This window comes from Ruegeria sp. YTSA105, from assembly GCF_059610225.1.
This window is the reverse complement of the sequence record NZ_JBXWNE010000001.1, coordinates 494,542-519,211: the sequence shown is the minus strand read 5'-3', so window position 1 is coordinate 519,211 and position 24,670 is coordinate 494,542. Positions and strand designations below refer to the sequence as shown.

The 24,670-nt window shown below is 54.9% G+C and carries 26 protein-coding genes and 1 tRNA gene; 16 read left to right on the top strand and 11 right to left on the bottom strand.

Translation table 11 applies throughout. The annotated features are described in order from the left end of the window. Positions 1–371: hypothetical protein (locus tag AC2FH2_RS02640; protein WP_496822756.1), on the top strand; the 371-nt coding region annotated here is incomplete at its 5' end. Positions 372–934: 563 nt separating this feature from the next. Here AC2FH2_RS02640 and typA read toward each other — a convergent pair. Together typA and AC2FH2_RS02630 are read right to left on the bottom strand one after the other, a co-directional pair. Continuing rightward, complete coding sequence (gene typA, locus AC2FH2_RS02635) at positions 935–2,752, bottom strand: translational GTPase TypA (RefSeq protein WP_271947178.1); 1,818 nt, start codon at positions 2,750–2,752, stop codon at positions 935–937. Positions 2,753–2,828: 76 nt separating this feature from the next. Next, positions 2,829–3,164, bottom strand: a complete 336-nt coding sequence (locus AC2FH2_RS02630; RefSeq protein WP_142633723.1) for a DMT family transporter — start codon at positions 3,162–3,164, stop codon at positions 2,829–2,831. Positions 3,165–3,339: 175 nt separating this feature from the next. On the opposite strand from AC2FH2_RS02630, the gene AC2FH2_RS02625 reads away from it, so the two are divergent. Then, a complete protein-coding gene (locus AC2FH2_RS02625) occupies positions 3,340–3,471 on the top strand; it encodes a hypothetical protein (RefSeq protein ID WP_282027394.1) in 132 nt (43 codons plus the stop codon). Positions 3,472–3,525: 54 nt separating this feature from the next. Here the strand turns inward: AC2FH2_RS02625 and AC2FH2_RS02620 are convergent, their stop codons facing one another. The 3 genes from AC2FH2_RS02620 to AC2FH2_RS02610 are packed head-to-tail and all read right to left on the bottom strand — an operon-like array spanning position 3,526 to position 5,578. Continuing rightward, entirely contained in the window at positions 3,526–4,683 is a 1,158-nt protein-coding gene (locus AC2FH2_RS02620; protein WP_496822754.1) for an HD domain-containing protein, read from the bottom strand. Beyond that, positions 4,680–4,925, bottom strand: a complete 246-nt coding sequence (locus AC2FH2_RS02615; protein WP_142633727.1) for a hypothetical protein — start codon at positions 4,923–4,925, stop codon at positions 4,680–4,682. Before AC2FH2_RS02615 ends, AC2FH2_RS02620 begins: the two co-directional genes overlap by 4 nt. After that, the gene (locus AC2FH2_RS02610) at positions 4,925–5,578 is read right to left on the bottom strand and encodes an alpha/beta hydrolase (protein ID WP_142633729.1); all 654 of its coding nucleotides are present in this window, start codon (positions 5,576–5,578) and stop codon (positions 4,925–4,927) included. Before AC2FH2_RS02610 ends, AC2FH2_RS02615 begins: the two co-directional genes overlap by 1 nt. 178 nt (positions 5,579–5,756) lie before the next feature. Between AC2FH2_RS02610 and iscR the strand changes: the two genes are divergently transcribed. The 9 genes from iscR to AC2FH2_RS02565 all read left to right on the top strand — a co-directional run bounded on the left by iscR (position 5,757) and on the right by AC2FH2_RS02565 (position 13,414). Next, the gene (gene iscR / locus AC2FH2_RS02605) at positions 5,757–6,215 is read left to right on the top strand and encodes a Fe-S cluster assembly transcriptional regulator IscR (protein ID WP_142633731.1); all 459 of its coding nucleotides are present in this window, start codon (positions 5,757–5,759) and stop codon (positions 6,213–6,215) included. Positions 6,216–6,263: 48 nt separating this feature from the next. Further along, positions 6,264–7,343 carry a cysteine desulfurase family protein gene (locus tag AC2FH2_RS02600; protein WP_496704579.1) on the top strand — a complete coding sequence of 360 codons (1,080 nt, stop codon included), beginning with the start codon at positions 6,264–6,266 and terminating at the stop codon, positions 7,341–7,343. 18 nt (positions 7,344–7,361) lie between these two features. Further along, positions 7,362–8,882 carry a Fe-S cluster assembly protein SufB gene (gene sufB / locus AC2FH2_RS02595; RefSeq protein WP_142633735.1) on the top strand — a complete coding sequence of 507 codons (1,521 nt, stop codon included), beginning with the start codon at positions 7,362–7,364 and terminating at the stop codon, positions 8,880–8,882. A gap of 70 nt (positions 8,883–8,952) precedes the next feature. Next, the gene (gene sufC, locus AC2FH2_RS02590; protein WP_496700393.1) at positions 8,953–9,708 is read left to right on the top strand and encodes a Fe-S cluster assembly ATPase SufC; all 756 of its coding nucleotides are present in this window, start codon (positions 8,953–8,955) and stop codon (positions 9,706–9,708) included. Then, entirely contained in the window at positions 9,708–10,988 is a 1,281-nt protein-coding gene (sufD, locus tag AC2FH2_RS02585; protein ID WP_496700392.1) for a Fe-S cluster assembly protein SufD, read from the top strand. Before sufC ends, sufD begins: the two co-directional genes overlap by 1 nt. Continuing rightward, on the top strand, positions 10,988–11,473 hold the full coding sequence (locus AC2FH2_RS02580) for a YIP1 family protein (protein WP_142633741.1): 486 nt from the start codon (positions 10,988–10,990) through the stop codon (positions 11,471–11,473). The genes sufD and AC2FH2_RS02580 overlap by 1 nt, the downstream gene beginning before the upstream one ends. Further along, positions 11,470–12,036 (top strand): YIP1 family protein, encoded by a 567-nt coding sequence (locus tag AC2FH2_RS02575; protein WP_142633743.1) that lies wholly within the window; start codon positions 11,470–11,472, stop codon positions 12,034–12,036. Before AC2FH2_RS02580 ends, AC2FH2_RS02575 begins: the two co-directional genes overlap by 4 nt. Positions 12,037–12,050: 14 nt before the next feature. Then, entirely contained in the window at positions 12,051–13,271 is a 1,221-nt protein-coding gene (locus AC2FH2_RS02570; RefSeq protein WP_496822752.1) for a cysteine desulfurase, read from the top strand. 66 nt (positions 13,272–13,337) lie between these two features. Further along, positions 13,338–13,414, top strand: a tRNA-Arg gene (locus tag AC2FH2_RS02565). A 165-nt stretch (positions 13,415–13,579) separates the two neighbouring features. On the opposite strand, the gene mepK is transcribed toward AC2FH2_RS02565, so the two are convergent. Next, positions 13,580–14,149 (bottom strand): peptidoglycan L,D-endopeptidase MepK, encoded by a 570-nt coding sequence (gene mepK / locus AC2FH2_RS02560; RefSeq protein ID WP_142633747.1) that lies wholly within the window; start codon positions 14,147–14,149, stop codon positions 13,580–13,582. A 355-nt stretch (positions 14,150–14,504) separates the two neighbouring features. Here mepK and AC2FH2_RS02555 point away from each other — a divergent pair, with 355 nt between their 5' ends. The 4 genes from AC2FH2_RS02555 to AC2FH2_RS02540 are packed head-to-tail and all read left to right on the top strand — an operon-like array spanning position 14,505 to position 18,745. Next, positions 14,505–16,109: a L,D-transpeptidase family protein gene (locus AC2FH2_RS02555; RefSeq protein ID WP_282027398.1), complete on the top strand. Its 1,605-nt coding sequence runs from the start codon at positions 14,505–14,507 to the stop codon at positions 16,107–16,109. Positions 16,110–16,145: 36 nt separating this feature from the next. Further along, the gene (gene lpxD / locus AC2FH2_RS02550; protein WP_496691225.1) at positions 16,146–17,237 is read left to right on the top strand and encodes a UDP-3-O-(3-hydroxymyristoyl)glucosamine N-acyltransferase; all 1,092 of its coding nucleotides are present in this window, start codon (positions 16,146–16,148) and stop codon (positions 17,235–17,237) included. Positions 17,238–17,269: 32 nt separating this feature from the next. Continuing rightward, the gene (locus tag AC2FH2_RS02545; protein WP_142633752.1) at positions 17,270–17,527 is read left to right on the top strand and encodes an acyl carrier protein; all 258 of its coding nucleotides are present in this window, start codon (positions 17,270–17,272) and stop codon (positions 17,525–17,527) included. A gap of 9 nt (positions 17,528–17,536) precedes the next feature. After that, positions 17,537–18,745, top strand: coding sequence for a beta-ketoacyl-[acyl-carrier-protein] synthase family protein (locus AC2FH2_RS02540; RefSeq protein WP_281994601.1), 1,209 nt, complete (start codon positions 17,537–17,539; stop codon positions 18,743–18,745). A 40-nt stretch (positions 18,746–18,785) separates the two neighbouring features. Here AC2FH2_RS02540 and AC2FH2_RS02535 read toward each other — a convergent pair whose 3' ends face one another. After that, positions 18,786–19,403 carry an invasion associated locus B family protein gene (locus tag AC2FH2_RS02535; RefSeq protein WP_142633757.1) on the bottom strand — a complete coding sequence of 206 codons (618 nt, stop codon included), beginning with the start codon at positions 19,401–19,403 and terminating at the stop codon, positions 18,786–18,788. Between the two features lie 433 nt (positions 19,404–19,836). On the opposite strand from AC2FH2_RS02535, the gene AC2FH2_RS02530 reads away from it, so the two are divergent. Further along, the gene (locus tag AC2FH2_RS02530; protein ID WP_496712415.1) at positions 19,837–21,378 is read left to right on the top strand and encodes a helicase HerA-like domain-containing protein; all 1,542 of its coding nucleotides are present in this window, start codon (positions 19,837–19,839) and stop codon (positions 21,376–21,378) included. A 36-nt stretch (positions 21,379–21,414) separates the two neighbouring features. Here the strand turns inward: AC2FH2_RS02530 and AC2FH2_RS02525 are convergent, their stop codons facing one another. The 4 genes from AC2FH2_RS02525 to AC2FH2_RS02510 form a co-directional block, all read right to left on the bottom strand. Continuing rightward, a complete protein-coding gene (locus tag AC2FH2_RS02525; protein WP_142633761.1) occupies positions 21,415–21,666 on the bottom strand; it encodes a hypothetical protein in 252 nt (83 codons plus the stop codon). Between the two features lie 176 nt (positions 21,667–21,842). Next, complete coding sequence (locus AC2FH2_RS02520) at positions 21,843–23,285, bottom strand: branched-chain amino acid ABC transporter permease (RefSeq protein ID WP_142633764.1); 1,443 nt, start codon at positions 23,283–23,285, stop codon at positions 21,843–21,845. Then, positions 23,282–24,292 carry a branched-chain amino acid ABC transporter permease gene (locus tag AC2FH2_RS02515; RefSeq protein WP_282021241.1) on the bottom strand — a complete coding sequence of 337 codons (1,011 nt, stop codon included), beginning with the start codon at positions 24,290–24,292 and terminating at the stop codon, positions 23,282–23,284. Before AC2FH2_RS02515 ends, AC2FH2_RS02520 begins: the two co-directional genes overlap by 4 nt. After that, on the bottom strand, positions 24,292–24,669 hold the full coding sequence (locus AC2FH2_RS02510; protein WP_496710320.1) for a hypothetical protein: 378 nt from the start codon (positions 24,667–24,669) through the stop codon (positions 24,292–24,294). Before AC2FH2_RS02510 ends, AC2FH2_RS02515 begins: the two co-directional genes overlap by 1 nt. Between the last annotated feature and the right edge of the window lies 1 nt (position 24,670).

Genomic DNA, 24,670 nt, shown 5'->3' with positions numbered 1-24,670 from the left:
CCGTCACCACCTTCGCCGCCGTCACCACCTTCGCCGCCGTCACCACCTTCGCCGCCGTCACCACCTTCGCCGCCGTCGCCACCTTCGCCGCCGTCACCACCTTCGCCGCCGTCGCCACCGTCACCACCTTCGCCGCCGTCGCCACCGTCGCCGCCGTCGCCACCTTCGCCGCCGTCGCCGCCGTCGCCACCTTCGCCGCCGTCGCCACCTTCGCCGCCGTCACCACCGTCACCGCCGTCGTCATCATCGTTGCCGTCACCATTGCCGCCACCGCCGCCGCGGGTATCACCGCCGCCGCCACCGCCGCCGCCGGTACCACCGCCGCCGCCGGAACCACCACCGCCATTTTCATCAGCAGCGCCGTCTCCTGATCGTTGCTCATTTCCGAGAATAGATGCGGTTGGAAAGTCAGTCAGAACTGCTGCAAAAGCTGGGCAACTCTCCAATGTACGGGACAAGATGTCCTCGAAATCTGAGCGTCGCTGCAAATAGCGCAGCATCCGGGCGTCTACAACAGAACATGCACAAAGCGTTTCAGTCGATACCGACTGTTTGGCTGTTCGTATTGTACACATGTCTGAAGCTGAAGCGGATACAGCTGAAATAACTGGGAATGTTGCTGAAACAAATACTATTGAAAGTAAGCGAGACTTAATGCGCATGGCGCTACTCCTTGATACTCATTACTCAAAACTTGGCAGGCAAACAGGTGCCATACTTTGGACACAAATACATCCCTTTTGAGCCAGAATTACAAGTTTCCTAAAATTGTGAATGTTAAAAGTGAAACAACTTAAAGAGGAAAGTGTAGGTAAAACAAAAAGAAGGCCCGCTTTGAGAGCGAGCCTTCCAGGATGGGCCTTAATACGCGTGTGCGCAAATATGTCACGATTGTGTTATTGTTTCCAATCTGTGAACTGCATCACTGCAATGATCAGGCAGATCTTGCCATACGCTTGCGCTCGTGCGGATCCAGAAAGCGTTTGCGCAGACGGATTGCGTTCGGGGTCACTTCGACAAGTTCGTCATCGTCGATATAGGCGATCGCCTCTTCCAACGAGAACTGAATATGGGGTGTCAGGCGCACAGCGTCATCCGATCCGCTGGCCCGGACGTTGGTCAGCTTTTTCCCCTTCAGCGGGTTAACCTCAAGATCGTTGTCGCGCGAATGCTCGCCGATAACCATACCCTGATATACATCGGTCTGAGGGCCAACAAACATGCGGCCACGCTCTTCGAGGTTCCAAAGGGCATAGGCAACTGCTTGTCCGTTCTCCATAGAGATCAGAACGCCTGCGCGGCGGCCCGGAATTTGTCCTTTATGCGGTGCCCAGTCGTGGAACACACGGTTCAATACGCCAGTACCGCGTGTATCTGTCAGGAATTCACCGTGATAACCGATCAACCCGCGTGACGGCACATGGGCGATGATGCGGGTTTTGCCTGTACCAGCAGGCCGCATCTCGGCCAATTCACCTTTGCGGACACCTGTTATCTTTTCAATGACCGAGCCAGAATACTCGTCATCCACGTCAATGGTGACTTCTTCGATGGGCTCTAGGCGCTGACCGTCTTCTTCGCGGAACAGGACCTGTGGGCGAGAGATGCTCAGCTCGAACCCTTCGCGGCGCATGTTTTCGATCAGAACACCCATCTGCAATTCGCCGCGTCCCGCAACTTCGAAGGCCTCACCGCCCGGAGTGTCGGTAATGCGAATGGCGACGTTTGATTCTGCTTCTTTCATCAAACGGTCGCGAATGACACGGGACTGAACCTTTTTACCGTCTCGGCCGGCAAGGGGCGAATCGTTGATACCAAAGGTCACTGTGATGGTCGGCGGGTCGATCGGCTGCGCAGGCAGAGCGTCTTCGACTTGTGGGGCAACAAGCGAATCTGCCACGGTCGCTTTGCTCATACCTGCGATGGTGACGATATCGCCCGCCTCGGCCACATCAATGGGTTGCTGCCCCAAACCGCGGAAAGCCAGGATTTTAGAGGCGCGAAAGTTCTCGATAAGTGTTCCGTCCCGGCTGAGCGCCTTAAGGGTGTCACCTGCCTTGAGCGTACCACTTTCGACACGGCCAGTCAGAATGCGGCCGATGAACGGGTCGCTGCCCAGTGTCGTGGCAAGCATCCGGAAGGGTTCGTCCTTGCGTTCGATCTGTTTGGGAGCAGGGACGTGGTCAACGATCAGGTCGAACAGTGCTGACAGATCCTTGCGGGGTCCTTCCAGCTCCATATCTGCCCAGCCCGACCGGCCTGAGGCGTACATTGAAGGGAAATCAAGCTGATCGTCATCCGCACCGAGGTTTGCGAACAGATCAAAGCATTCGTCCAGCGCACGGTCTGGTTCGGCGTCGGGCTTGTCGACTTTGTTCAGCACCACAATCGGGCGCAGACCCAGCGCCAGCGCCTTGGAGGTCACGAATTTGGTCTGCGGCATCGGACCTTCGGCAGCATCGACCAGCAGGACAACGCCGTCGACCATGCTGAGGATGCGTTCAACCTCTCCGCCGAAATCGGCGTGGCCCGGCGTATCGACGATATTGATCCGCGTGCCTTTCCACTCCACCGAAGTGGCCTTTGCAAGGATGGTGATTCCACGCTCACGCTCGAGGTCATTGCTGTCCATGGCGCGTTCTGCGACAGCCTGATTTTCCCGGAACGCACCGGATTGTTTTAGCAGCTCATCGACCAGCGTTGTTTTGCCGTGGTCCACGTGAGCGATGATTGCGATATTGCGCAGGTCCATGAGAGGTCAGCCTTTGAACGGGAAGTTGACGCGCGCATAACGCGGCTCGGCGAAATATGCCAGCCCTAACCGATCGTCAGTGTCCTGCTGTACCGGAAAAGAGGTGTATGATTAGTATTCCACCCAAAATCATGCTGAGTCCAGCTATCCCGGGTAAATCCAACCTCTGACCAAAGACAATGAAACCGATGATGGCAATCAGCACGATTCCAAGACCGGACCAGATCGCATAGACGATACCAACCGGCATGTATTTGAGCGTGAGGGCCATCAGATAAAAGGCAATTCCATAGCCAACAACCACAAGCACTGACGGCCAGAACCGGCTGAATTGCTGGCTGGCCTGAAGTGCAGTTGTACCAATCGTTTCGGCAACAACTGCCAACAGCAGTAGAAGATATGCTTTGGGCACGGGGGTCTCGCATTCAATAAGGTTGCATTGGGTTGAGCACGAAATGACCGATACCCGCAAGCGATAGCAGGAGTTTACTGGCATCCGTCAGGGGTCAGGATTACCCGACTATGTGGATTTTCGGCAATGTGATACTTTGTCCGCGTTTTATCGTGTTTTTTTTATGAGTATCGCCATGACGAAATTTGCAAAATACGTCATCGCTCTTTCGGCACTTATTGTTGCGCTTGGGTGGCTTGCTGGCGGGGGGTCCGTCGAAACAAAAGCAGCCCGAAATGTTGAGCGATTGATTGGTGCATCGGTTTAAGCGACTGCCGAATACAGGAAAAAGGGGTGTTATGCTCCTTTTTCCGCTGTGTTTTCAGCCTTCTGCAGTCTCAGAAAAGTAACCCCGAAGTAACGGATCCAGCCATGCCCACAGAGCTGGTGCACCGGGAATAATCACCGTGCCGACACGGCTGTGGATTTGTTCGTATGTGACGTTGTAATCAATCCAGGAACCGCCTCCTGTCTCGAGGTTGCCAACCGGGGTTTGGAAGCGATCAATCGCTTTGGCGAAACAGGCATCGGGGCTTTCGGCCTGTTCAAACTCCTGCCAGATCGACATGAATTCTTGATTTTGGACCTCTGGGAGCATTCCAAACAACCTTTGCGCCGCAGCAAGTTCCTCGGCGGCTTGTGCCGCGTGGTTGACCTGCCCATGAATTGGGTGATCACCGGCGTCAATTTCAACAATGTCGTGCAGCAAAAGCATCCTGAGGGCGCGGTTCACAGAAACGGAAGGGGCTGCATATTCGGACAGGACCCAGGCAAAAAGCATGATGTGCCAGGAATGTTCGGCTGAATTCTCAAACCGGTCATCATAGAGCAGACGAGATGCGCGCTGAACCGATTTGAGTTGGTCAGTTTCGGACAAGAAACCCAAACGCAAAGAAAGCTCGGAGGTTTCGAGTTTGCCTCCATTCAGCAGCGCTTGGGCAAGATTATATGCGTCCGGGAAAGCTTGTTGCAGATAGGCAGCGCGACCACGTTTTAGGTTGTCATTCACGACAGCTAAATGCTCTGGGTTTGGCCGTTCTGCACACAGCACCTGAAACATCGGTTGCGACCGATCCAGAATCTTGGCGAATTTCGCGTCCGGCGTGGCGTCGGCTTCGAATTCTTGCCAAAGAGCAAGAAACGTCGTGGCCTGATCCGCAGGCAGCATGCCAAACAGCTCTTCAGCAGCTGTTTGTTCCGCCAATTCCAGTGCTTTCCAATCTGTTTTCAGGTGAATCGGGTGATCGCCTACGATGATTTCGACCAGATCATGCAGCAGTAGCATTTTGATCACGCGGTCGATATTCACGTCTGGCCCGGCAACCGGTTCCAAAACCAGGGCCCAAAGCGCCAGTTGCCAACTATGCTCAGCCGCGTTCTCTGGGCGGGACTGATCCAACAAGGCGTTGGCGCGATTGACAGATTTCAGCCTGTCCGCGCGTTTAAGGAAGTCGATTTGCGCGGACAATCTTTGCGTCATTGTTTTTCTATAGCTTTCAGTTTTGACCGATGTTCGGTCAATTTCTCGACGACAAACTTGCGGGCCTTACGTTCGGCCATCCGGACACGGATCTCGGTCAGGAATGCTTCTTCCAATGTTTGTGAGGACGCCCCGATCACTTCGCCAACTTCCATGAAGAAGCGGTCGTTACCGGTTTCGTCCATCACTTTCATTGTGTCTTCGGCCAGCTTGGATGCAAGCCTGATGATCGTGTCGGACATTAGCGCGTGTTCTCTGTCAGCCGCCGTTTCACATAGTCACTTACATCAGTGATCAGCGTATCCATGTGGCGATCCTGAAAGAAGTGGTCTGCACCCTCAACTTCGTTATGGGTGATTGTGATGCCCTTCTGTTCATGCAGCTTGTTAACCAATGCAGTGGTGTCTGCAGGCGGGGCTACCCGATCAGAGGATCCGTTGATAATCAGACCCGAAGAGGGGCAGGGCGCCAGGAACGAGAAATCATACATGTTGGCTGGCGGAGAAACGCTGATGAAACCGGTAATCTCAGGGCGGCGCATAAGCAGTTGCATCCCGATCCAGGCTCCGAACGAGAACCCTGCGACCCAGCAGTGTTTCGAATTGTTGTTCATCGACTGCAGGTAGTCCAGTGCCGATGCCGCATCACTCAGCTCGCCTACGCCCTGGTCATATTCTCCCTGGCTGCGGCCAACACCGCGGAAGTTGAACCGCAAGACAGTGAAACCCATGTTGTAGAACGCATAGTGCAGATTATAGACCACCTTGTTGTTCATGGTCCCGCCAAATTGAGGATGCGGGTGCAACACGATGGCGATCGGTGCGTCTTTTTCCTTTTGCGGGTGGTAGCGGCCTTCCAGGCGGCCTTCGGGTCCGGGAAAAATCACCTCGGGCATGTGTGCATAGGTCCTGTCTTTTTCTTCTGGGTGTCCGGAAATACTTGACGATAATCGTCGGACACCTTAGAACGGTTCTAATTGTGATAGTCGGCGCAAGGGCGCTGTCAGTCGGAGATACGCACTGGCAGCGGCGGCGTCAATGATTTCGCGCGTTAACTGCCATAAGGGAATGAGAATGAAGCTTTCGACCAAGGGTCGTTACGCGATGGTGGCCTTGGCTGATATCGCTCTTCAGTCTTCTGACGGACTGGTAACGCTGAGCGAAATTTCCGAACGGCAGGACATCTCGTTGCCTTATCTTGAACAGCTGTTCGTAAAGTTGCGCCGGGCCGAGCTTGTCTCGTCAGTGCGCGGTCCGGGCGGAGGTTATCGGTTGGCGCGCCCTGCGTCGGAAATCCGTGTAGTCGAAATTCTGTCCGCCGTCGACGAAACTGTAGACGCGTTGAAAAAGGGGGCAGGGGCATCGGGGGCCTCATCGGGCAGTCGTGCGCAATCGCTGACCAACCGATTGTGGGAAGGGCTAAGTGCCCATGTTTATGTGTTTCTGCATCAAACGCGGCTTTCTGATGTGATCAGGAACGACTTGGCGCCCTGTCCGGCTGTTCCCAATCTGTTCGCGGTCGTGGACGAGTAAGATGAATTTGCTTTGTCCAAGTCCCTTTGGCTGCCAAAAGGTGCATCCATGAATCGTGTTTACCTTGATCATAACGCCACAACGCCAATTCGCCCCGAAGCGCGCGATGCGATGATCACGGCAATGGATCAGATCGGTAACCCTTCCTCAGTTCACGCTGAAGGACGAGCGGCAAAGGCCATGGTGGAGCGGGCACGGTCGCAGGTGGCCGAAGCTGTCGGGTGCCGACCGCAGGAAGTTATTTTCACCTCTGGTGCGACCGAAGCGGCTCGGGCCCTGCAGAATAGACCGAATAATTGCGATGTGTTCGTTGATGCAACGGCGCATGACGCGCTTTGGTCGCATCTTGATCTATCGAACTGCAACGAACGCCCGTTAGGACCTGGTCACATCTTAGCAATGGGGTTGGCGAATTCGGAAACAGGTATCGTTACCTTGCCACCGAAAAAGGTCGAAGGTCAGTGGCCCTATGGCGCACGGCGCGCCGATTGGTTGTTGCTGGATATTACGCAGGCTGTTGGCCGTATTCCCTTTTCCTTCGCCTGGAGCGATGCGGATATGGCGGTTCTTTCGGCGCATAAAATCGGCGGTCCTAAGGGTGTTGGCGCTCTGATCCTAAAACAAGGGCTGGACATCAACCCGCTTGCGGTTGGTGGCGGGCAGGAAATGGGCCGGCGCTCCGGGACGGAAAACGTTGTTGGAATCGCGGGTTTTGGTGCCGCTGCCGAGGCCGCAGTGAAAGATCTGGCTAACGGTGTTTGGGAAAATGTTGCTAAATTTAGAAATATTCTAGAGAACGCTCTTGAGGCCGGATCGAAAGCGACTATTTTTGTCGGGAAAGATCAGGAGCGACTCCCCAACACTTTGTGTTTTGCAACTCCCGGATGGAAAGGGGAGACGCAGGTTATGCAGATGGATCTGGCTGGATTTGCGATCAGCGCAGGTTCGGCCTGTTCAAGTGGCAAGGTAAAGACCAGCCGAGTTCTGACGGCAATGGGATATGACGAAGTAACGGCAGCCAGCGCAATTCGCGTATCGCTCGGCCCTTGGACAACAGAAGATGATGTGCTGCGTTTCGCGGATACGTGGCTGGAAAAAGAGAAAAAGCATCGCGCGCGCGCCGCGTGATCTGACGGAGGATAAGTCATGGCCGCTTTGGACCAGACTCAGGTAAAAGAAGGTGTCGATCAGGAAACCGTTGATGCGGTGCGCGAGGCCGGAACCTATAAATACGGCTGGAACACCGATATCGAGATGGAATACGCCCCAAAAGGCGTGAACCCCGATATCGTCCGTCTGATCTCGGACAAGAATGAAGAACCGGAATGGATGACCGAATGGCGTCTGGCCGCGTTCGAACGCTGGACCAAGATGGAAGAGCCGAAATGGGCGATGGTCAGCTATCCCGAAATCGACTTTCAGAACCAGTATTATTATGCCCGCCCGAAATCGATGGAGGTAAAGCCGAAATCGCTGGATGAGGTGGATCCGAAGCTGCTGGCCACTTACGAAAAGCTCGGTATCCCACTGAAAGAACAGATGATTCTGGCTGGCGTCGAAGGTGCTGAGGATATGCCTGCTGAGGGCCGCAAGGTGGCCGTGGATGCGGTGTTCGACTCGGTGTCCGTTGGCACAACCTTTCAGGCCGAACTGAAAAAGGCAGGTGTGATCTTCTGCTCGATCTCTGAAGCGATCAGGGAACACCCCGAGCTGGTCAAGAAATACCTGGGCACCGTGGTTCCGGTATCCGATAATTTCTATGCCACGCTGAACTCGGCCGTGTTCTCGGACGGGTCATTTGTCTACATCCCGCCGGGCGTACGCTGCCCGATGGAGCTGAGCACCTATTTCCGCATCAATGCGGAGAACACCGGTCAGTTTGAACGTACCCTGATCATTGCCGATAAAGGCAGCTATGTCAGCTACTTGGAAGGCTGTACTGCGCCTCAGCGCGACACTGCGCAGCTGCATGCTGCCGTGGTCGAAATCATTATCGAGGAAGATGCCGAGGTAAAATACTCGACCGTTCAGAACTGGTACCCCGGGGATGAGAATGGCAAGGGCGGCATCTATAACTTTGTGACCAAGCGCGCGGATTGCCGCGGCGACCGGTCCAAGGTGATGTGGACGCAGGTGGAGACCGGCTCTGCCGTGACATGGAAATACCCGTCCTGCATCCTGCGCGGCAATGAAAGCCAAGGTGAGTTCTATTCGATCGCTATTGCCAATAACTATCAGCAGGCCGACACTGGCACCAAGATGATCCACCTCGGCAAGAACACCAAGTCTCGGATCGTTTCGAAAGGGATCAGCGCGGGCAAGGCGCAGAACACCTATCGCGGGTTGGTCTCGATGCATCCGAAAGCCAAGGACAGCCGCAATTACACCCAGTGTGACAGCTTGCTGATCGGCGACAAATGCGGGGCGCATACGGTGCCCTATATCGAGGTCAAGAACAACTCATCGCGCGTCGAGCATGAAGCGACGACGTCGAAGGTCGATGATGATCAGCTGTTCTATTGCCGTCAGCGCGGAATGGACGAGGAAGAGGCCGTGGCCCTTGTTGTCAACGGGTTCTGCAAGGACGTGCTACAGGCACTGCCAATGGAATTTGCGATGGAGGCCCAGCAGTTGGTGGCCATCAGTCTCGAAGGATCTGTGGGTTAATCCCGATTTTCCCTGAATTCAGAATATACAGGGGGCATGACCCTCTTGCGATACGCCAAAGGAAATAAACATGCTGGAAATCAAAAACCTGCACGTCAAACTTGAAGAAGAAGACAAGCAAATCCTCAAAGGTGTCGACCTGAAGGTTGAGGCTGGCAAGGTACATGCGATCATGGGGCCAAATGGCTCGGGCAAATCGACGCTCAGCTATGTGCTGTCCGGTCGGGATGGGTATGAAGTGACCGAAGGCTCGGCGACCCTTGGTGGTGAGAACCTGTTCGAGATGGAACCGGAAGAGCGCGCAGCAGCCGGTGTTTTCCTGGCGTTCCAATATCCGGTTGAAATCCCAGGCGTTGGCAACATGACCTTTCTGCGCACCGCTGTGAATTCACAGCGCAAGGCCCGCGGGGAAGATGAGCTTTCGGCAGCCGATTTCCTGAAAGAGGTGCGCGCCAAGGCCAAATCGTTAAAGATCGATGCGGATATGCTGAAGCGCCCTGTGAATGTTGGCTTTTCTGGCGGTGAGAAAAAGCGCAACGAAATACTGCAAATGGCCATGCTAGAGCCCAAAATGTGCATTCTGGACGAGACAGATTCCGGTTTGGATGTAGACGCGATGAAACTGGTTGCCGAGGGCGTGAACGCGCTGCGCGACGAAGCGCGTGGTTTCCTTGTTATCACGCATTATCAGCGCCTTCTGGACCACATCAAACCTGATGTCGTGCATATCATGGCCGATGGGCGGATTGTAAAAACTGGCGGTCCCGAGTTGGCACTTGAGGTTGAAAACAACGGTTATGCCGACATTCTGGCCGAGGTGAACTGATGGCGTTGCCCCAAGCAAAACAGACTGCGACGGAGGAGCGGCTGGCCGTCCTGTCGTTGCCCGATGCCGGATGTACTCGCGCTGCGCGCGAGGACGCGATTGCCCGTGTGCGCCAAATGGGCTTGCCCAGCCGGCGCGACGAGTACTGGAAATACACCCAACCCGATACGCTCGTATCGGCTGATGCAGCGCATGCGGCGCTGTTCGAGTCGGACGAGCCGCAAATGTTCGATGAATTCGACCGCTTGAAGATTGTCTTCGTTGACGGAGTGTTCAATCCCGAAGAGTCCGATGATCTGACACTCGAAGGTGTTTCGATCGACCGGCTTGAAGATATTTGCTGCAAAGATATCCATTGGGCCAAAGACTTGTACGGCGTTCTTGAAGCAAATGGACAAGTCCCGGTTCAGCGCCCGCTGGCCGCATTGAACACAGCATTTGCATCAGACGGCGTGGCCATCCATGTGACCGGTAAGCCATCGAAACCGATCAGCCTGATCTATCGCCATGCGTCCGAGGATTCGGATGCGATCCTGCATCACGTAGTGCGGGTCGAAACTGACGCCGAGGTTACCATTCTCGAAAACGGGCCGGCGGCATCGCGTTTCAACAAATGTATGGAAATTGACATTGCCGATGGTGGCTCGCTGCACCATGTGCGGGCCCAGGGTCGTGACCACGAGCGTCGTGCGGCGACGCATATGTTTACACGGTTGGGTGCCAATTCTGTCTACAAATCCTTCACCCTGACTATGAACGGTGTTCTGACCCGGAACGAACAGGTGATCGAATTGACCGGCGATGATGCGGTGGCGCACGTGGCCGGAGCCTGCGTCGGAGATGGCGATTTTCACCATGACGACACGGTGTTCGTCACCCATGACGCGGTTGGTTGCGAAAGCCGCCAGGTGTTCAAGAAGGTGCTGCGGAACGGCGCGACCGGCGTGTTTCAGGGCAAGATCCTTGTGAAAGAGGGCGCCCAGAAAACAGACGGGTATCAGATCAGCCAGTCTTTGCTGCTGGATGATGATAGTCAGTTCCTCGCCAAGCCCGAGCTTGAGATCTATGCCGATGACGTAGTCTGTTCGCACGGTTCGACATCAGGTGCGCTTGATGAAACGGCTCTGTTCTACCTGCGGTCTCGGGGTGTGCCCGTCAAAGAGGCAACAAATTTGCTGACCTTGTCGTTCCTGGCCGAGGCTGTGGAAGAGATCGAGGATGAAAGCCTTGCGGAGGCTATGGTTGACCGCCTTGAAGGCTGGCTTTCTCGGCGAAGCTGATGCCGGTAACGTCGGATATAGTGGCCACATACCGTGGACCAGGCCGGGTTGTAAGCCGGCTTCTGGATTTGGGCGAACGTGAGGACCGCGCTTTGGTCTTTGTAATGGCGTTCTGCGTGGTGGCATTCATTGCGCAACTGCCACGTTTGTCCCGGCGGGCGCATCTCGAAGACCTCGAACTTAACATGCTGTTGGGCGGTGCCTTGCTTGGAACTGTCATTATCTTGCCGCTGTTCTTTTACCTTCTGGCCTTCGTGTCCCACGGTGCGGCGCGTCTGTTCGGCGGAAAGGGGACTGCCTATGGCGCAAGGTTGGCTCTGTTCTGGGCGTTACTATCCTCGACGCCGTTGATTTTGCTGAACGGCCTTGTCGCTGGTTTTATTGGTCCGGGGACAACCATGACCACTGTCGGGTTGGTCTGGTTCGTCGTATTCCTGTGGTTCTGGTTTTCGGGCCTTAGGCAAGCGCAAAGGTATGCGGAATGAATCCGGCCGTGCTGAGTCAGATTGCTGTTCTGACCCTGACCAACCCTGCCGAAGCGGCAAGACGGTTGCTGGATCTGCGTCCCGGGCGTGAAGTTGTCTGGCTGGCATTCTTTCTGGCTGTCGTTCTGAACGGTGCCATCCAAATTGGTATCGAACAGATGGTCCCTGTCCCGCAAGGTGAACCGCTTCCCGTTTCTGATCCTGTTATTCTGAACCTTCTGCGTTCGTCAGGCGCGATGCTGCTCAGCGTGGTGGCTCTTCTTTTTGTTGGTCGTACTATCGGGGGCGTTGCGACATTCAAAGATATCCTGATCCTGACGATCTGGCTGCAATTCCTTCAGATCGCAGCGATGTCGGTGACGCTGATCGTTTCGATGGTTGTTCCATTTATGATGGTCATGTTTTTGCTGGCGACCGCACTTGTCAGCCTTTACGTCTCAATGCATTTCCTGAATGAAGCTCATAAGTTCAACTCGATGCTGAAATCTTTTGGGGTCATTCTGTTATCCGCACTGATTTCAATCTCATTTGTCCTCATGTTCACACCCAGCGGCCCGGTCTAGGGAAGAAAAATACGATGTTCGATCTGCAGAAAATTCGCGCTGACTTTCCGATCCTGTCCCGAGAGGTAAACGGCAAGCCGCTGACCTATCTGGACAATGGAGCATCAGCTCAGAAGCCACAGGTTGTCATTGACGCTGTGACGCGGGCTTATACCGAAGAATATGCAAATGTGCATCGCGGGCTGCACTATCTGTCCAATCTGGCGACCGAGAAATACGAATCCGTTCGTGGAACTATTGCCCGATTTCTGGGCGTAACGGATGAAGATGAGATTGTTCTGAACTCGGGCACGACCGAAGGCATCAATCTGGTCGCCTATGGCTGGGCGATGCCGCGTCTTCAGGCCGGGGATGAGATCGTCCTGAGTGTGATGGAGCATCATGCAAACATCGTACCCTGGCATTTCCTGCGCGAGCGTCAGGGAGTGGTGCTGAAATGGGTGGATGTGGATGCGGATGGTGGGCTTGATCCGCAAGCTGTCATTGATGCCATCGGTCCAAAAACCAAGCTGGTCGCGGTGACCCATTGTTCGAACGTGTTGGGCACGGTTGTGGATGTCAAAGCAATCACCGAAGGCGCCCATGCCAAAGGCGTCCCGGTGCTGGTGGATGGCAGTCAAGGCGCCGTGCATATGCCGGTCGATGTCCAGGATATCGGCTGCGATTTCTACGCCATCACCGGGCATAAGCTTTATGGCCCATCGGGATCGGGAGCGATTTACATCAAATCTGACCGGATGGCCGAAATGCGCCCGTTTATCGGTGGCGGTGACATGATCAAAGAGGTCAGCAAGGATCAGGTGATCTACAATGAGCCACCGATGAAATTCGAGGCGGGAACTCCTGGTATCGTGCAAACCATCGGACTGGGCGTCGCTCTGGACTATCTGATGGATTTGGGGATGGACAACGTTGCTGCTCATGAGGCCGAGATCCGAGACTATGCGATGCAGAGGTTTGCGGGGCTGAACTGGATTCAGCTTCAGGGGACACGGCCGGACAAAGCGGCGATCTTTAGCTTCACTTTGGACGGTGCAGGCCACGCACATGACATTTCGACGATTTTGGATAAAAAGGGCGTCGCTGTTCGGGCCGGGCACCATTGTGCTGGACCATTGATGGATTTCCTCGGAGTAACCGCGACATGCCGCGCAAGTTTTGGTCTCTATAACTCGAAAGATGAGGTCGATACCCTGATCGAAGCGCTTGAACTTGCGCATGATCTGTTCGCGTGAAACCTGTTTGATCCGGGTCGATTTTCAGTTGCACCCGGACCGGAACAAGGTTAGCTATCGGCTCAGGCACCTGTAGCTCAGCTGGATAGAGCGCTGCCCTCCGAAGGCAGAGGCCAGAGGTTCGAATCCTCTCAGGTGCGCCATTTCTTGAATATTTAGGCTCGTATTGAAAATCACCTGCAACAGCCGGTTTGCGCAGGGTTTATGAGGCTGCCTGAGTGGAATGGCACCTACGTAATGGCAGATAAATCTACTCATTCAAACGGTTACGTGACCGACAAACTTCTCTTGACGACGGGCGGGGCGGATCAACCGCCCCAGCTTCTTACCACACCGCAATCCATATGCACGAAGTTCGAGCGGTGGTATTTGCCAACACCACCAGCACGGCAAGACATCGCCGCTTTGGCCATTTGCGAGACCGAACGAGATGACAGGCGGAGGTCGGCTGCCTGGCCTTTCATGTGCAACGAATTCTTGGCAACACGGCGCGACCGTGACCGCAGCATCGCATTGGTCTGCGGCGAGCGATAGCCCGACAGCAGCATATAGGGTTCGTTGACATCCAACAGATTATGCGACGCCGCCATGATGTCGATCGTGCGGAGGTCCATATCTTTGGCCTGGTCGGTGCGCCAATCGCGCATGAAGTGGTTCACTTCTTTGACCGCGTCTTTGATGTATTTACCGTCAACCCAATAGATCATATCGATCCGCTCGCCAGTGCGTCCGGAATACATGCGAATACGGCGAATATCACCACCGCCACGAAGGAATCCTGCTGCATTGGAGTAGGTTGGAGTTGCTACAACTGCTGTAGCTGCGAATGCGCCCAATAAAGCACGCCGGGTCAAACCCGAGGAACTGCTCGTCGTCATTTTGTGTTTCGTCCCGTACTGTTCCTGCCTGCACACGATGTTACGCGCGCTGTATTAATTTATTCCCATCCCAGATGAGGGATTTATGACACAGTCGTGAAGGGCGGCCAAGAAGTCTTTCAAATTCATCTTTTCAAGGGGGAATTTTCGGCAGTTTTTTGCGCAGGTGGTGCAAAATGGCAAAGATCCAACGTCTTAGGCCGTCGCCGAAATCTGTCCGATGCAAACAAGCATCACGCTTGAGTATAAGCACGAAATTGATGCATTTGTGAATAGACAATGGGTTTCAAGCAAAACCATAATTGTTCGGCATTGCCTGAAACGGCGTATTATATTGAAAATTCAAGGGCTCCAAATGTTCTCTGTTCTTCGTGCAAGCACCGGTATTGCTTTGGCCGCATGTTTTCTGACGTCTTCGGCGATGGCGAACACTGAGGCCAAGCCTGAAACCGCATTCCAGATGGCGGTTGCCGAATTTGCACCTTCCGGGTCTGAGATTGCCGATTTCTACCGTGAAAGAGGATTCGTGCCTGTTTGGGTTGGCGACACGGCTGCACATGCTGAACGTCGTCAACGGTTGATTGAGGGGCTTTCTGCGGTCGAATTACACGGGCTACCCGCGAACGCCTATGATGCGCAGGGCTTGGTTGACCGGCTTCAATCAGCAAAATCAGCGCGTGAGCTTGGGGCCGTCGAGGTCGAGTTGACACGCGTTTTTGCAGCCTATGCTCAGGACATGAGGACAGGCCTTTTACGCCCATCCGATATAGACGATGGATTGGTCAGGAAGGTCGAGCCGACCTCGACAGCAGGGCATCTGCGTGGACTGACGACCTCGGAGGATGCAGCCTATTTCGATCAGTTGGCGCCAAGCTCGACCCAGTATCGGGCTTTGATGAAGCAGAAACTTGCGCTGGAAGAATTGGTTCGCCAAGGCGGTTGGGGAACTACTGTTCCGCAGGCTAAGCTCGAACTGGGAGATACGGGACCCGCCGTAATAGCGATGCGTAACCGACTGGTTGAAATGGGTTTTATGAACCCAACAGCCAGCCCTGTTTTTGACGATGCCTTGCTGGCAGGCGTTCAGCGGTTTCAGATCGCACATGGTCTTGCCGCAGATGGCGTCGCGGGTCCGGGCACAATTACTGAGCTGAACCGCACTGCTTCGGATCGTCTGAAGGCCGTCTATGTCGCGCTGGAGCGCGAGCGCTGGTTGCCGCGCGAGCGCGGTGAACGCCACATTCTGGTCAATCAGGCTGATTTCTCAGCCAAGATTGTTGATGACGGCTTTATTACCTTTGAAACCCGCGCCGTGATCGGCAAGAACACCCATGATCGTCGCAGCCCTGAGTTTTCGGACAAGATGGAGCATATGGTGATCAACCCCAGTTGGTATGTGCCACGCTCGATCATCACCAAGGAATACCTGCCGCAGCTGCAGTCCAACCCAAATGCCGTTGGGCATATTCAGATTACCGATCGCAGTGGTCGCCAGGTCAATCGCGGGGCAGTAGATTTCACTCAGTTCACCGCAAGCAACTTTCCATTTGCGATGCGCCAACCGCCCAGCAAAAGCAATGCCCTGGGGCTGGTGAAGTTCATGTTCCCCAACAAGCACAACATTTATCTGCATGATACACCGCAGAAAAGTCTGTTCGCTCGGGAATCTCGTGCCTTCTCGCATGGTTGTATCAGATTGGCGCAGCCTTTCGAATTCGCTTACGCACTGTTGGCGAAGCAAGAAGAAAACCCAAAGGCATTTTTCCATCGGATTCTCGCGACTGGAAAAGAGACCACTGTGAAGCTTGAGCAGCATGTTCCTGTCCACTTGATTTACCGCACTGCCTTTATTGGCCCGAAAGGTGAGGTACAGTACCGACGCGACGTCTATGGCCGTGATCAGAAAATCTGGAATGCTCTGCAGAAAGCAGGGGTGGCCCTGCCGGACGTTCAGGGGTAATCACCGGGGGCAGGTCCTAGTTCCGGGAAGCCCCACATGAAATATACAGTTCAACAAATCGCAGATGCCCTTGACGCTGAGTTCCAGGGCGATGCCAGCTTGGTCGTACATGCTGCTGCTGAACCGTCGGATGCAACTGCTACTGATCTGGCGATGGCGATGTCGCCAAAATATGCCGAGGATCTGGGATCGGGTTCGGCGCAGGTCGCCATCCTTTGGGAAGGTGCTGACTGGCAGGCGTTGGGGCTTAAGGCAGCAATATTCGTTCGACGACCGCGCATGGCGATGGCCGGGATCACCTCCATGCTGGATAAAGGGCAGGGCTTTGGGTCCGGGGTTCACCCTTCGGCAGTCATCGACCCAACTGCGGATGTGGCAGATGGGGTCTCAATCGGCCCTCTGGCAGTCATTGGTGCACGGGCCCGGGTCGGCAGAGGGGCGAATATCGGACCGCATTGCGTCATAGGCATGGATGCTGTGTTGGGCGAAGACGCCGTTCTGCGCGAAATGGTCAGCATTGGTGCCCGGGTGCAGATCGGGGATCGTTTTATCGCGCAACCAGGGGCAAGGATCGGTAGCGACGGGTTCAGTTTTGTTACGCCCGAAGTATCGGGGGTAGAGAACGCGCGCAAGACCTTGGGGGATGCAGGAGACGCCAGCGCGCAAAGCTGGCTGCGCATTCATTCGCTTGGTTCTGTGGAAATTGGCGACGATGTCGAGATCGGTGCGAATTGCACGATCGACAACGGGACCATTCGTAATACTCGCATCGGGAATGGCACAAAACTGGATAATCAGGTCCATATCGGCCACAACACGCGCGTTGGTAATGACTGTCTGCTGTGTGGTCAGTCTGGTATTTCCGGTTCGGTTGAGCTTGGCAATAACGTGGTTCTGGGTGGGCAATCAGGCGTCTCGGACAATATTTTCGTTGGCGACCGGGTGATTGTCGGCGGTGGTACCAAAATCCTGTCAAACGTACCTGCCGGTCGTGTGTTGATGGGCTACCCGGCTGTGAAGATGGAAACCTTTACTGATGTCTATAAGGCGCAGCGCAGATTGCCGCGGATGCTTCGTGACGTGGAGGCGTTGAAAAAGGCTGTTTCCAAACAGCCTCCGAGCGATTAAATCACATTCAACGTGATAATCAGAGGATCGATATGAGCATCACCGACCGCGTCATTGCCATCATTGCCGAACAAGCCGTGTTGGAGCCTTCGGATGTGACGCCCGAAAGTACGCTCGAAGATCTGGGGATCGACAGCCTGGGGCTGGTCGAGAGTATCTTTGCCATCGAAGAAGAGTTCGACATTACCGTTCCGTTCAATGCCAATGAACCAACGGCCAGTGACTTTGACATCTCAAATGTCGCCGCGATCATTGCTGGGATCGAAAAGCTTGTGGCAGAAAAGGTCTGACCCAAGCAAATGAAACGGGTAGTAATAACCGGGGCAGGCACGATCAATTCGCTTGGTCATTCAGTTCCAGATACGCTTGAGGCGATGCGGGAAGGCCGTTGTGGCATTTCGGAACTTGAATTTCGAGATGTCGACAGGTTGGCGATCAAGATCGGTGGGCAGGTCCGGGGGTTCGAAGCCGAGGGTCGGTTCAACCGCCAACAGATGACTCTGTATGACAGGTTTACACAGTTTACCCTGACCGCGGCCAAAGAGGCCATAGATCAGTCCGGGATCGAATTCCACGGTGAGTTGGCTGCACGATCTGGCGTGGTTCTGGGAACAGCAGGTGGTGGCGTTTCGACCTGGGACGACAATTACCGTTCAGTCTATGAGGACGGGAAGAACAGGGTTCATCCATTTGTTGTTCCTAAACTTATGAACAACGCGGCGGCAAGCCACGTATCGATGGAACATAACCTCAAAGGTCCCAGCTTTACCGTATCGACTGCCTGTGCCTCATCGAACCATGCGATGGCGCAAGCCTTTCAGATGGTGCGCAGCGGGGCGGCCCCTGCGATGATCACCGGCGGCTCAGAATCCATGTTGTGCTTTGGTGGCGTTAAGGCCTGGGAAGGGCTGCGGGTGATGTCCAAGGATGCCTGTCGTCCCTTTAGCGCCAACCGAAACGGTATGGTGCAAGGAGAGGGAGCGGGCATCTTCGTGTTCGAGGAATACGAACACGCGAAGGCGCGTGGGGCAGAAATTTTGTGCGAAGTTGCTGGTTTCGCGATGACCTCGGATGCATCAGACATTGTGATGCCCAGCAAGCAGGGCGCAGCCCGTGCGATGTCAGGGGCGTTGTCTGATGCTGGCCTGAATGCCAATCAGGTGGGTTATATCAACGCCCATGGCACAGGTACTGCGGCCAATGACAAAACGGAATGTGCCGCTGTAGCTGGCGTTTTCGGCCCGCATGCGGACGAACTTTTGATCTCATCCACAAAGTCGATGCATGGTCACTTGATTGGCGGAACCGGCGCGGTAGAGCTTTTGGCCTGTATCATGGCCCTGCGAGATGGGGTGATTGCACCGACGATTGGCTACGAAGAACCTGATCCGGAATGTGCTTTGGACGTTGTGCCCAACGAGGCACGCGAAGCGAAAATCGAGGTTGCGCTAAGCAACGCTTTCGCTTTCGGAGGTCTGAACGCTGTACTTGCCTTGAAGCGGATTTGAGAAAGCCGCTGGGTTAAACGGCTTTCTCGAAATGTAGTCTTCAGTTGGTTGCGACATCAACAATGTCGTAACCTGCAGTAAACCCGGACAAAGACAGGTCAAGTTCGATCACCTGATCCGGCGCGGGCGCTGGAACGATGGTCAAAGTCGCCTTGCTGCCCTGCTTCATTGCGTCGATATCCCCTTGGGTCAGGCCGATTTGGGCAACACAGCCAACAGGGTTACAAAACGAATAGTTGTAGCGTTTGGCAGGCGCCCCGTCGATTGAGAGGGTCAGCTGCGCTTGCAACAGTGTTTCAAGCGGAACCAAGATATTTGCTCCGGCTACAGCCGAACCGCCTTCGGGTAGGCGGAACATGGAAAACTCAGCCATAGGCACATCTTGCGGGCCATTTATGACCTGCAGCAGCGAACACAGATCTTTGCCCGCGTTCATCTTCAAACAGTTCAGGCTCCAGTCTCCGAATTTTTCTTTGTCATAGCGCTGTCCGACCTTGACGGTTTCATCGACCGGCTGCCCCAGGTCGAGACCATTGTCCACCTGCTCGGTCGTAGGGGATTCGGTGGCAGGTTCTGTCGTGTCGGTGGTCTCTTGCGCCAGGGCGGCGCCGTTGAAAAGAAAAGCTGCCGCAACAAGCTTTATCGGTGTCCTGAACATAATTGCCTCGTGATTGTTGATGTGGCTTTTCGCTGGGTCTAGCACCACTGGCGCGCAGTGTCAGGCATTATGCAGCGTAAAAAGACAGAAGTGATCGGAATCTCGCCTGAGGCCCCGTGGGCAATACGTGTGGCCAAGAAAAAAGGGAGCCGGTGGAGCGGCTCCCTTTCATGAATTTTTCTCCCCGTCGGACCGGCCGACTTAATTATGAGCAGACGTTACGAGAGGGCGGCGCGATGGTCAACTGCTAACCTGAAAATTTAATTATGAAGCTATGGTGGAAAAAGGGCCGCGCGTGAACGCGCGGCCAGTCGACAGGGAGGAAGTTTGTTGACCGCGCAATTCTCACACACGAACAACCAGAAAACTATCGCAGCCAAAGGTTAACTTTGTATGCTGGGTGGAGATCGGTAGGAAACAGGGCCTTAAGCATATGAGTGAGAACATATTTCTTGGCGGTGGTGGCGCAGATTACAGCCAACCGCAGACGTTGTCGTTGAAATACGCCAACCGCCACGGCCTGATCGCCGGTGCGACCGGCACTGGCAAGACCGTGACGCTTCAGATCCTGGCCGAGGGGTTTTCCAAGGCCGGGGTGCCGGTGTTTCTGTCTGACGTCAAAGGTGATCTGTCTGGTTTGGCGCTGGCGGGCAGTGAAAGTCACAAGCTACATGGGGCATTTCAGAAGCGTGCCGAAACCATCGGATTCACGGATTACGAATATGCCGCTTGCCCGGTCACTTTCTGGGATCTGTTCGGTCAGCAAGGCCATCCGGTTCGAACCACAGTATCCGAGATGGGACCTTTGTTGTTGTCCAGGCTGATGGACCTGAGCGAAGCACAAGAAGGCATTGTAAACATTGCATTTCGGGTTGCCGATGAAGAAGGTATGCCCCTGTTGGATATGAAAGATCTGCAAGCCCTGTTGGTCTGGATTGGAGAGAACAGAGCAAATCTTTCACTGCGCTATGGGAATGTCTCAACCGCCTCGATCGGTGCCATCCAGCGACGGTTGTTGGTTCTTGAAAATCAAGGGGGCACCAATCTGTTTGGCGAACCTGCCCTGGAACTGGCCGATCTTATGCGCACCGATGTCAACGGGAATGGCATGGTGAATATCCTGGCTTCTGACAAGTTGATGGGATCACCTCGGCTGTATGCGACGTTCCTGTTATGGCTGCTGAGCGAACTGTTTGAAGAGTTGCCCGAAGTCGGCGATCCGGACAAACCCAAGCTGGTATTTTTCTTTGACGAAGCGCATCTGTTGTTCGAAGACGCGCCCAAAGTTCTTGTGGACAAGGTCGAGCAGGTCGCCCGCCTTATCCGATCAAAGGGCGTAGGGGTCTATTTCATCTCGCAAAACCCGGCAGACATCCCAGAAGACATTCTGGGTCAGTTGGGTAACCGGGTACAGCATGCTTTGCGAGCCTTCACTGCCCGAGACAGGAAAAACCTTCGCCTTGCGGCCGAAACCTACCGCGAGAATCCGAACTTTGATACAGAGGCCGCCATCCGTGAGGTTGGCGTGGGCGAGGCGGTTACATCCATGCTGCAAAAGAAAGGGGTTCCGGGCATCGTCGAACGCACTTTGATCCGTCCCCCTGGGTCACAGTTGGGGCCGATTACCGCTGCCGAACGGCAAACGGTAATGAATGCATCTCCGATGAAAGGCAAATACGAAACCCGCATAGATCGCAGATCAGCCTTTGAGATGCTCCAGGCGCGGACTGATGCCGCAGCACAAGCCGCAGCCGAGGCAGAAGAACAACTTGAGTCTCAATCGATTGCAGAACGCGAATTTGCCACGGCTCGCCGATACTCAGGTAGCAAAGTATCGCGGTCTTCTTCGCGGATCGTGCGAAAGAAAGACACCTTTGCCACCGCCATGAGCGAGGCCGTCATTAAAGAGCTTAAGGGAACAACCGGGCGCAGGATCGTCCGAGGCATTCTGGGCGGGTTATTTCGTAATCGTTGAATGGCGGGCCGGGCTAATTGCCCGGCCTCACAACGGTCACTTCAGGCGGCGTTGGCCTTCTTGTCTGCAATATGCATCAGCCTCGGGGACGGACATTTTTGTTGCCGGAAAGTCGATTGCCCGGTCCCAGTCCACGCGGTTCTGCCGGTAGAGCTGGCATGTTACCACGCCCTTGGGGGTCTGGACTTTGACCGGAGTGGTTTCCAGATCTTTTGGTGACGGAATACATGCGGTCAAAGAGGCAAGAACCGGCAACAGAATGAGTGTCTTTGTAAGAGTGGTTTTCATCGGTGTTTTCTATTCCCTGCGGGCAAATGGTAGTAGTCTGCACAAAGGCAAATATTTGGTGAACACGACTGTGAAACTTGTCAGGCCGATGAGTTGCTCTAGTAAGTTCCTCACTCAAAAGCAAGAAACCGCACCAATTTCTTGACGCGGTTCCATATATTGGAGGTTCTGTGGCCCTATTTCTCGGGGATCAACCCTCTTGGGCTGAATCTAAGAACAATCAGCAGAATCAACCCCATCGTGAACAGTCGCATATGGGCCGCGCTGTCGATCAGATGCGTCTTGAGCGCACTGCCATCGGGCATTCCGGACGTGATCAGGTTCATAAGCCACAACCCAATCGGTTCGACCTGGACCCACAGGAACCAGATGAGGAACGCGCCCAGCACCGCACCAAAGTTGTTGCCCGATCCGCCCACGATCACCATGACCCAGACCAGAAATGTAAAGCGCAGAGGGTTGTAGGTACCCGGCGTCAACTGCCCGTCCAGCGTTGTCATCATTGCGCCCGCGATACCGCAGATGGCAGAGCCCAGAACGAAGATTTGCAAATGGCGGCGGGTGACATCTTTACCCATCGCCTCGGCTGCAACCTCGTTGTCACGGATGGCGCGCATCATGCGGCCCCAGGGGCTGCGCAGCGCCATCTGGGCCATCCACAGCAGGATCAGAAGAACAACCATGAACAGCAGGGAATAGCCCAGCTTGACCGACAGGGTCGAGGCGATGACAGGGTCCAGCCCAAACCAATCGGCACGGGCAATGAAGGATGGATCCTGCTGTAGCTCAACCTCATAGCCGACCACGGGCGAGGGGCGCGGGATGCCGTAGACATTCTTGACACCTCGGGCCAGCCAGTCCTCGTTTTTCATGATTGCGATGATGATTTCGGCAATCCCAAGCGTCGCAATCGCCAGATAGTCCGAGCGCAGGCCAAGGGCTGTTTTGCCGATCAACCAAGCAGCACCGGCGGCCAACACGCCGCCCGCTGGCCAGGCCAGCAGAACCGGCAGATTCAACCCGCCAAGGTTGCCCGCAACGGCTGGGTCAATGGCTTCGACACCAGCAACGCTGGGGTCAAACACCGCACGGTAAATGAAAAACCCGGCGATCAGAATGGCGACGATGGCAATCGTCTGTACACGGCCCCTCGGCATTTTTGTTGCCACCAGAACCGCCGCAACGACGGTCGCAGCCCCCAACAGCAACGAAAGGACGATCCCATATCCTCCGGATGACCACGCGCCGGGTGTCGGCGGGGTTGAGACCAGCACAACCGCCAGCCCGCCCAGCGCAACAAAGCCCATAACACCAACGTTAAACAAGCCGGCAAAGCCCCATTGCAAGTTCACCCCAAGCGCCATGATGGCCGAGATCAGCCCCATGTTCAGGATCAGGATTGCTGTGTTCCATCCCTGCACCAAGCCAGTTGCCAGTATTAGAACGGCGACCGCAGCAAAAAGAACCGAGTTTTTCAGCCGCTCGTTGTCCGTTTGCACAGCATATCGGTAAGTCCATCCTAGGGCGACCTCCGCGATTCCGGCAATCAGTCCGACGGTGCCAATAGTTGCTCCGGCGATCAGAGGAATAGCAATCGATGCAATGAGACTTAGGATCATACTGCTTTCCCCTTAAACAGACCTGTGGGCTTAAACAGAAGCACGATAAGCAAGATAACAAAGCTGACCGCGAATTTGTAATCGGTGGATAGGAATTGGACCAACCCCGAGGGCTCTAGATGTTCCGGTGCCAGATAGGTCAGCACCTTTTTCCACGCATAGGTGATCGTCACCTCGGAAAACGCGATGATGAACCCGCCCGCGATAGCGCCCAGCGGGTTGCCGAGGCCGCCGACGATGGCCGAAGCGAAGATCGGCAGCAGAAGCTGGAAATAGACAAAGGGCTTAAAGCTCTTGTCCAACCCGTAAAGCACACCCGCAGTTGTCGCCAGCGCCGCGACAAGGATCCAAGTGATCATCACCACACGTTCAGGGTTGATGCCGGACAGCAGCGCCAGATCCTCGTTATCCGAATACGCGCGCATCGACTTGCCGGTGCGGGTTTTGTTCAAAAACCAGAACAAAAGTGCCACGGCGACTACGGCCACAACCACGGTGATGCCCTGAGAGGTCTTGATCGCCAACCCCTCACGCAGCCCGGTCATTGCCTTGAATTCCCGCGCTGAAACGATGAACCGCTCACCGTCCGAGAACCTTTGATCATCCGGCCCGATTATGAACCGCACCAGCCCGTTCATGATGAACATCACGCCCATCGAGACGATAACCAGAATGACCGGTTTGGCCTTTTGTTCCCGGTAGAAACGGTAAACCAGCCGATCCGTGATCAGAACCAGAACGATACAGCCCAGAATGGCAAAGGGCAGGGCCAGCAGAGCAGTCGGTAACGGCCCGAAACTGACCCCGGCGGCCTGCAGGCCCCATGTGACCAGCACGGCGATCATCGCACCAAAGGCCATCGTGTCGCCATGGGCAAAGTTCGAGAACCGCAGGATGCCATAGATCAGAGTGACCCCCAGAGCGCCCAGCGCCAACTGGCTGCCATAGGCGATTGCAGGAACGAGGACGAAGTTGGAGAGCGCCACTAGGGCGTTGAGGAAATCCATTATTCAATGACCTCACATGTACCGATGCTGGATTGAACTGAGAGATCACCGAGCGCGTTGTAAATCTGTGTACGTACGCTTCGGCCATCAGGAAACACCGTTATGGTCAATCCTGCAAGTGGCCCCATTGAAGGGACCAGAAAATGCCGTGCCCCGCCAACCCCAATTTGCTCGATTGGGTTGTTCTGAATGGCGGTGTCAAGTTTGATGGGTTTGGAAGACGACGAATAAGCGAGTGTGGGTGTTCCAGAAAGCGTGCCGGCACTTTCAAGCGAATGGTCGTTAGACCAATCACATTCTATTTCGAATACCTGAGGTAAAGTGTTTGCTGCTTCGGCCAACGCAAAATTGTCTGTTAGACCGATTGCGCAAGCCATG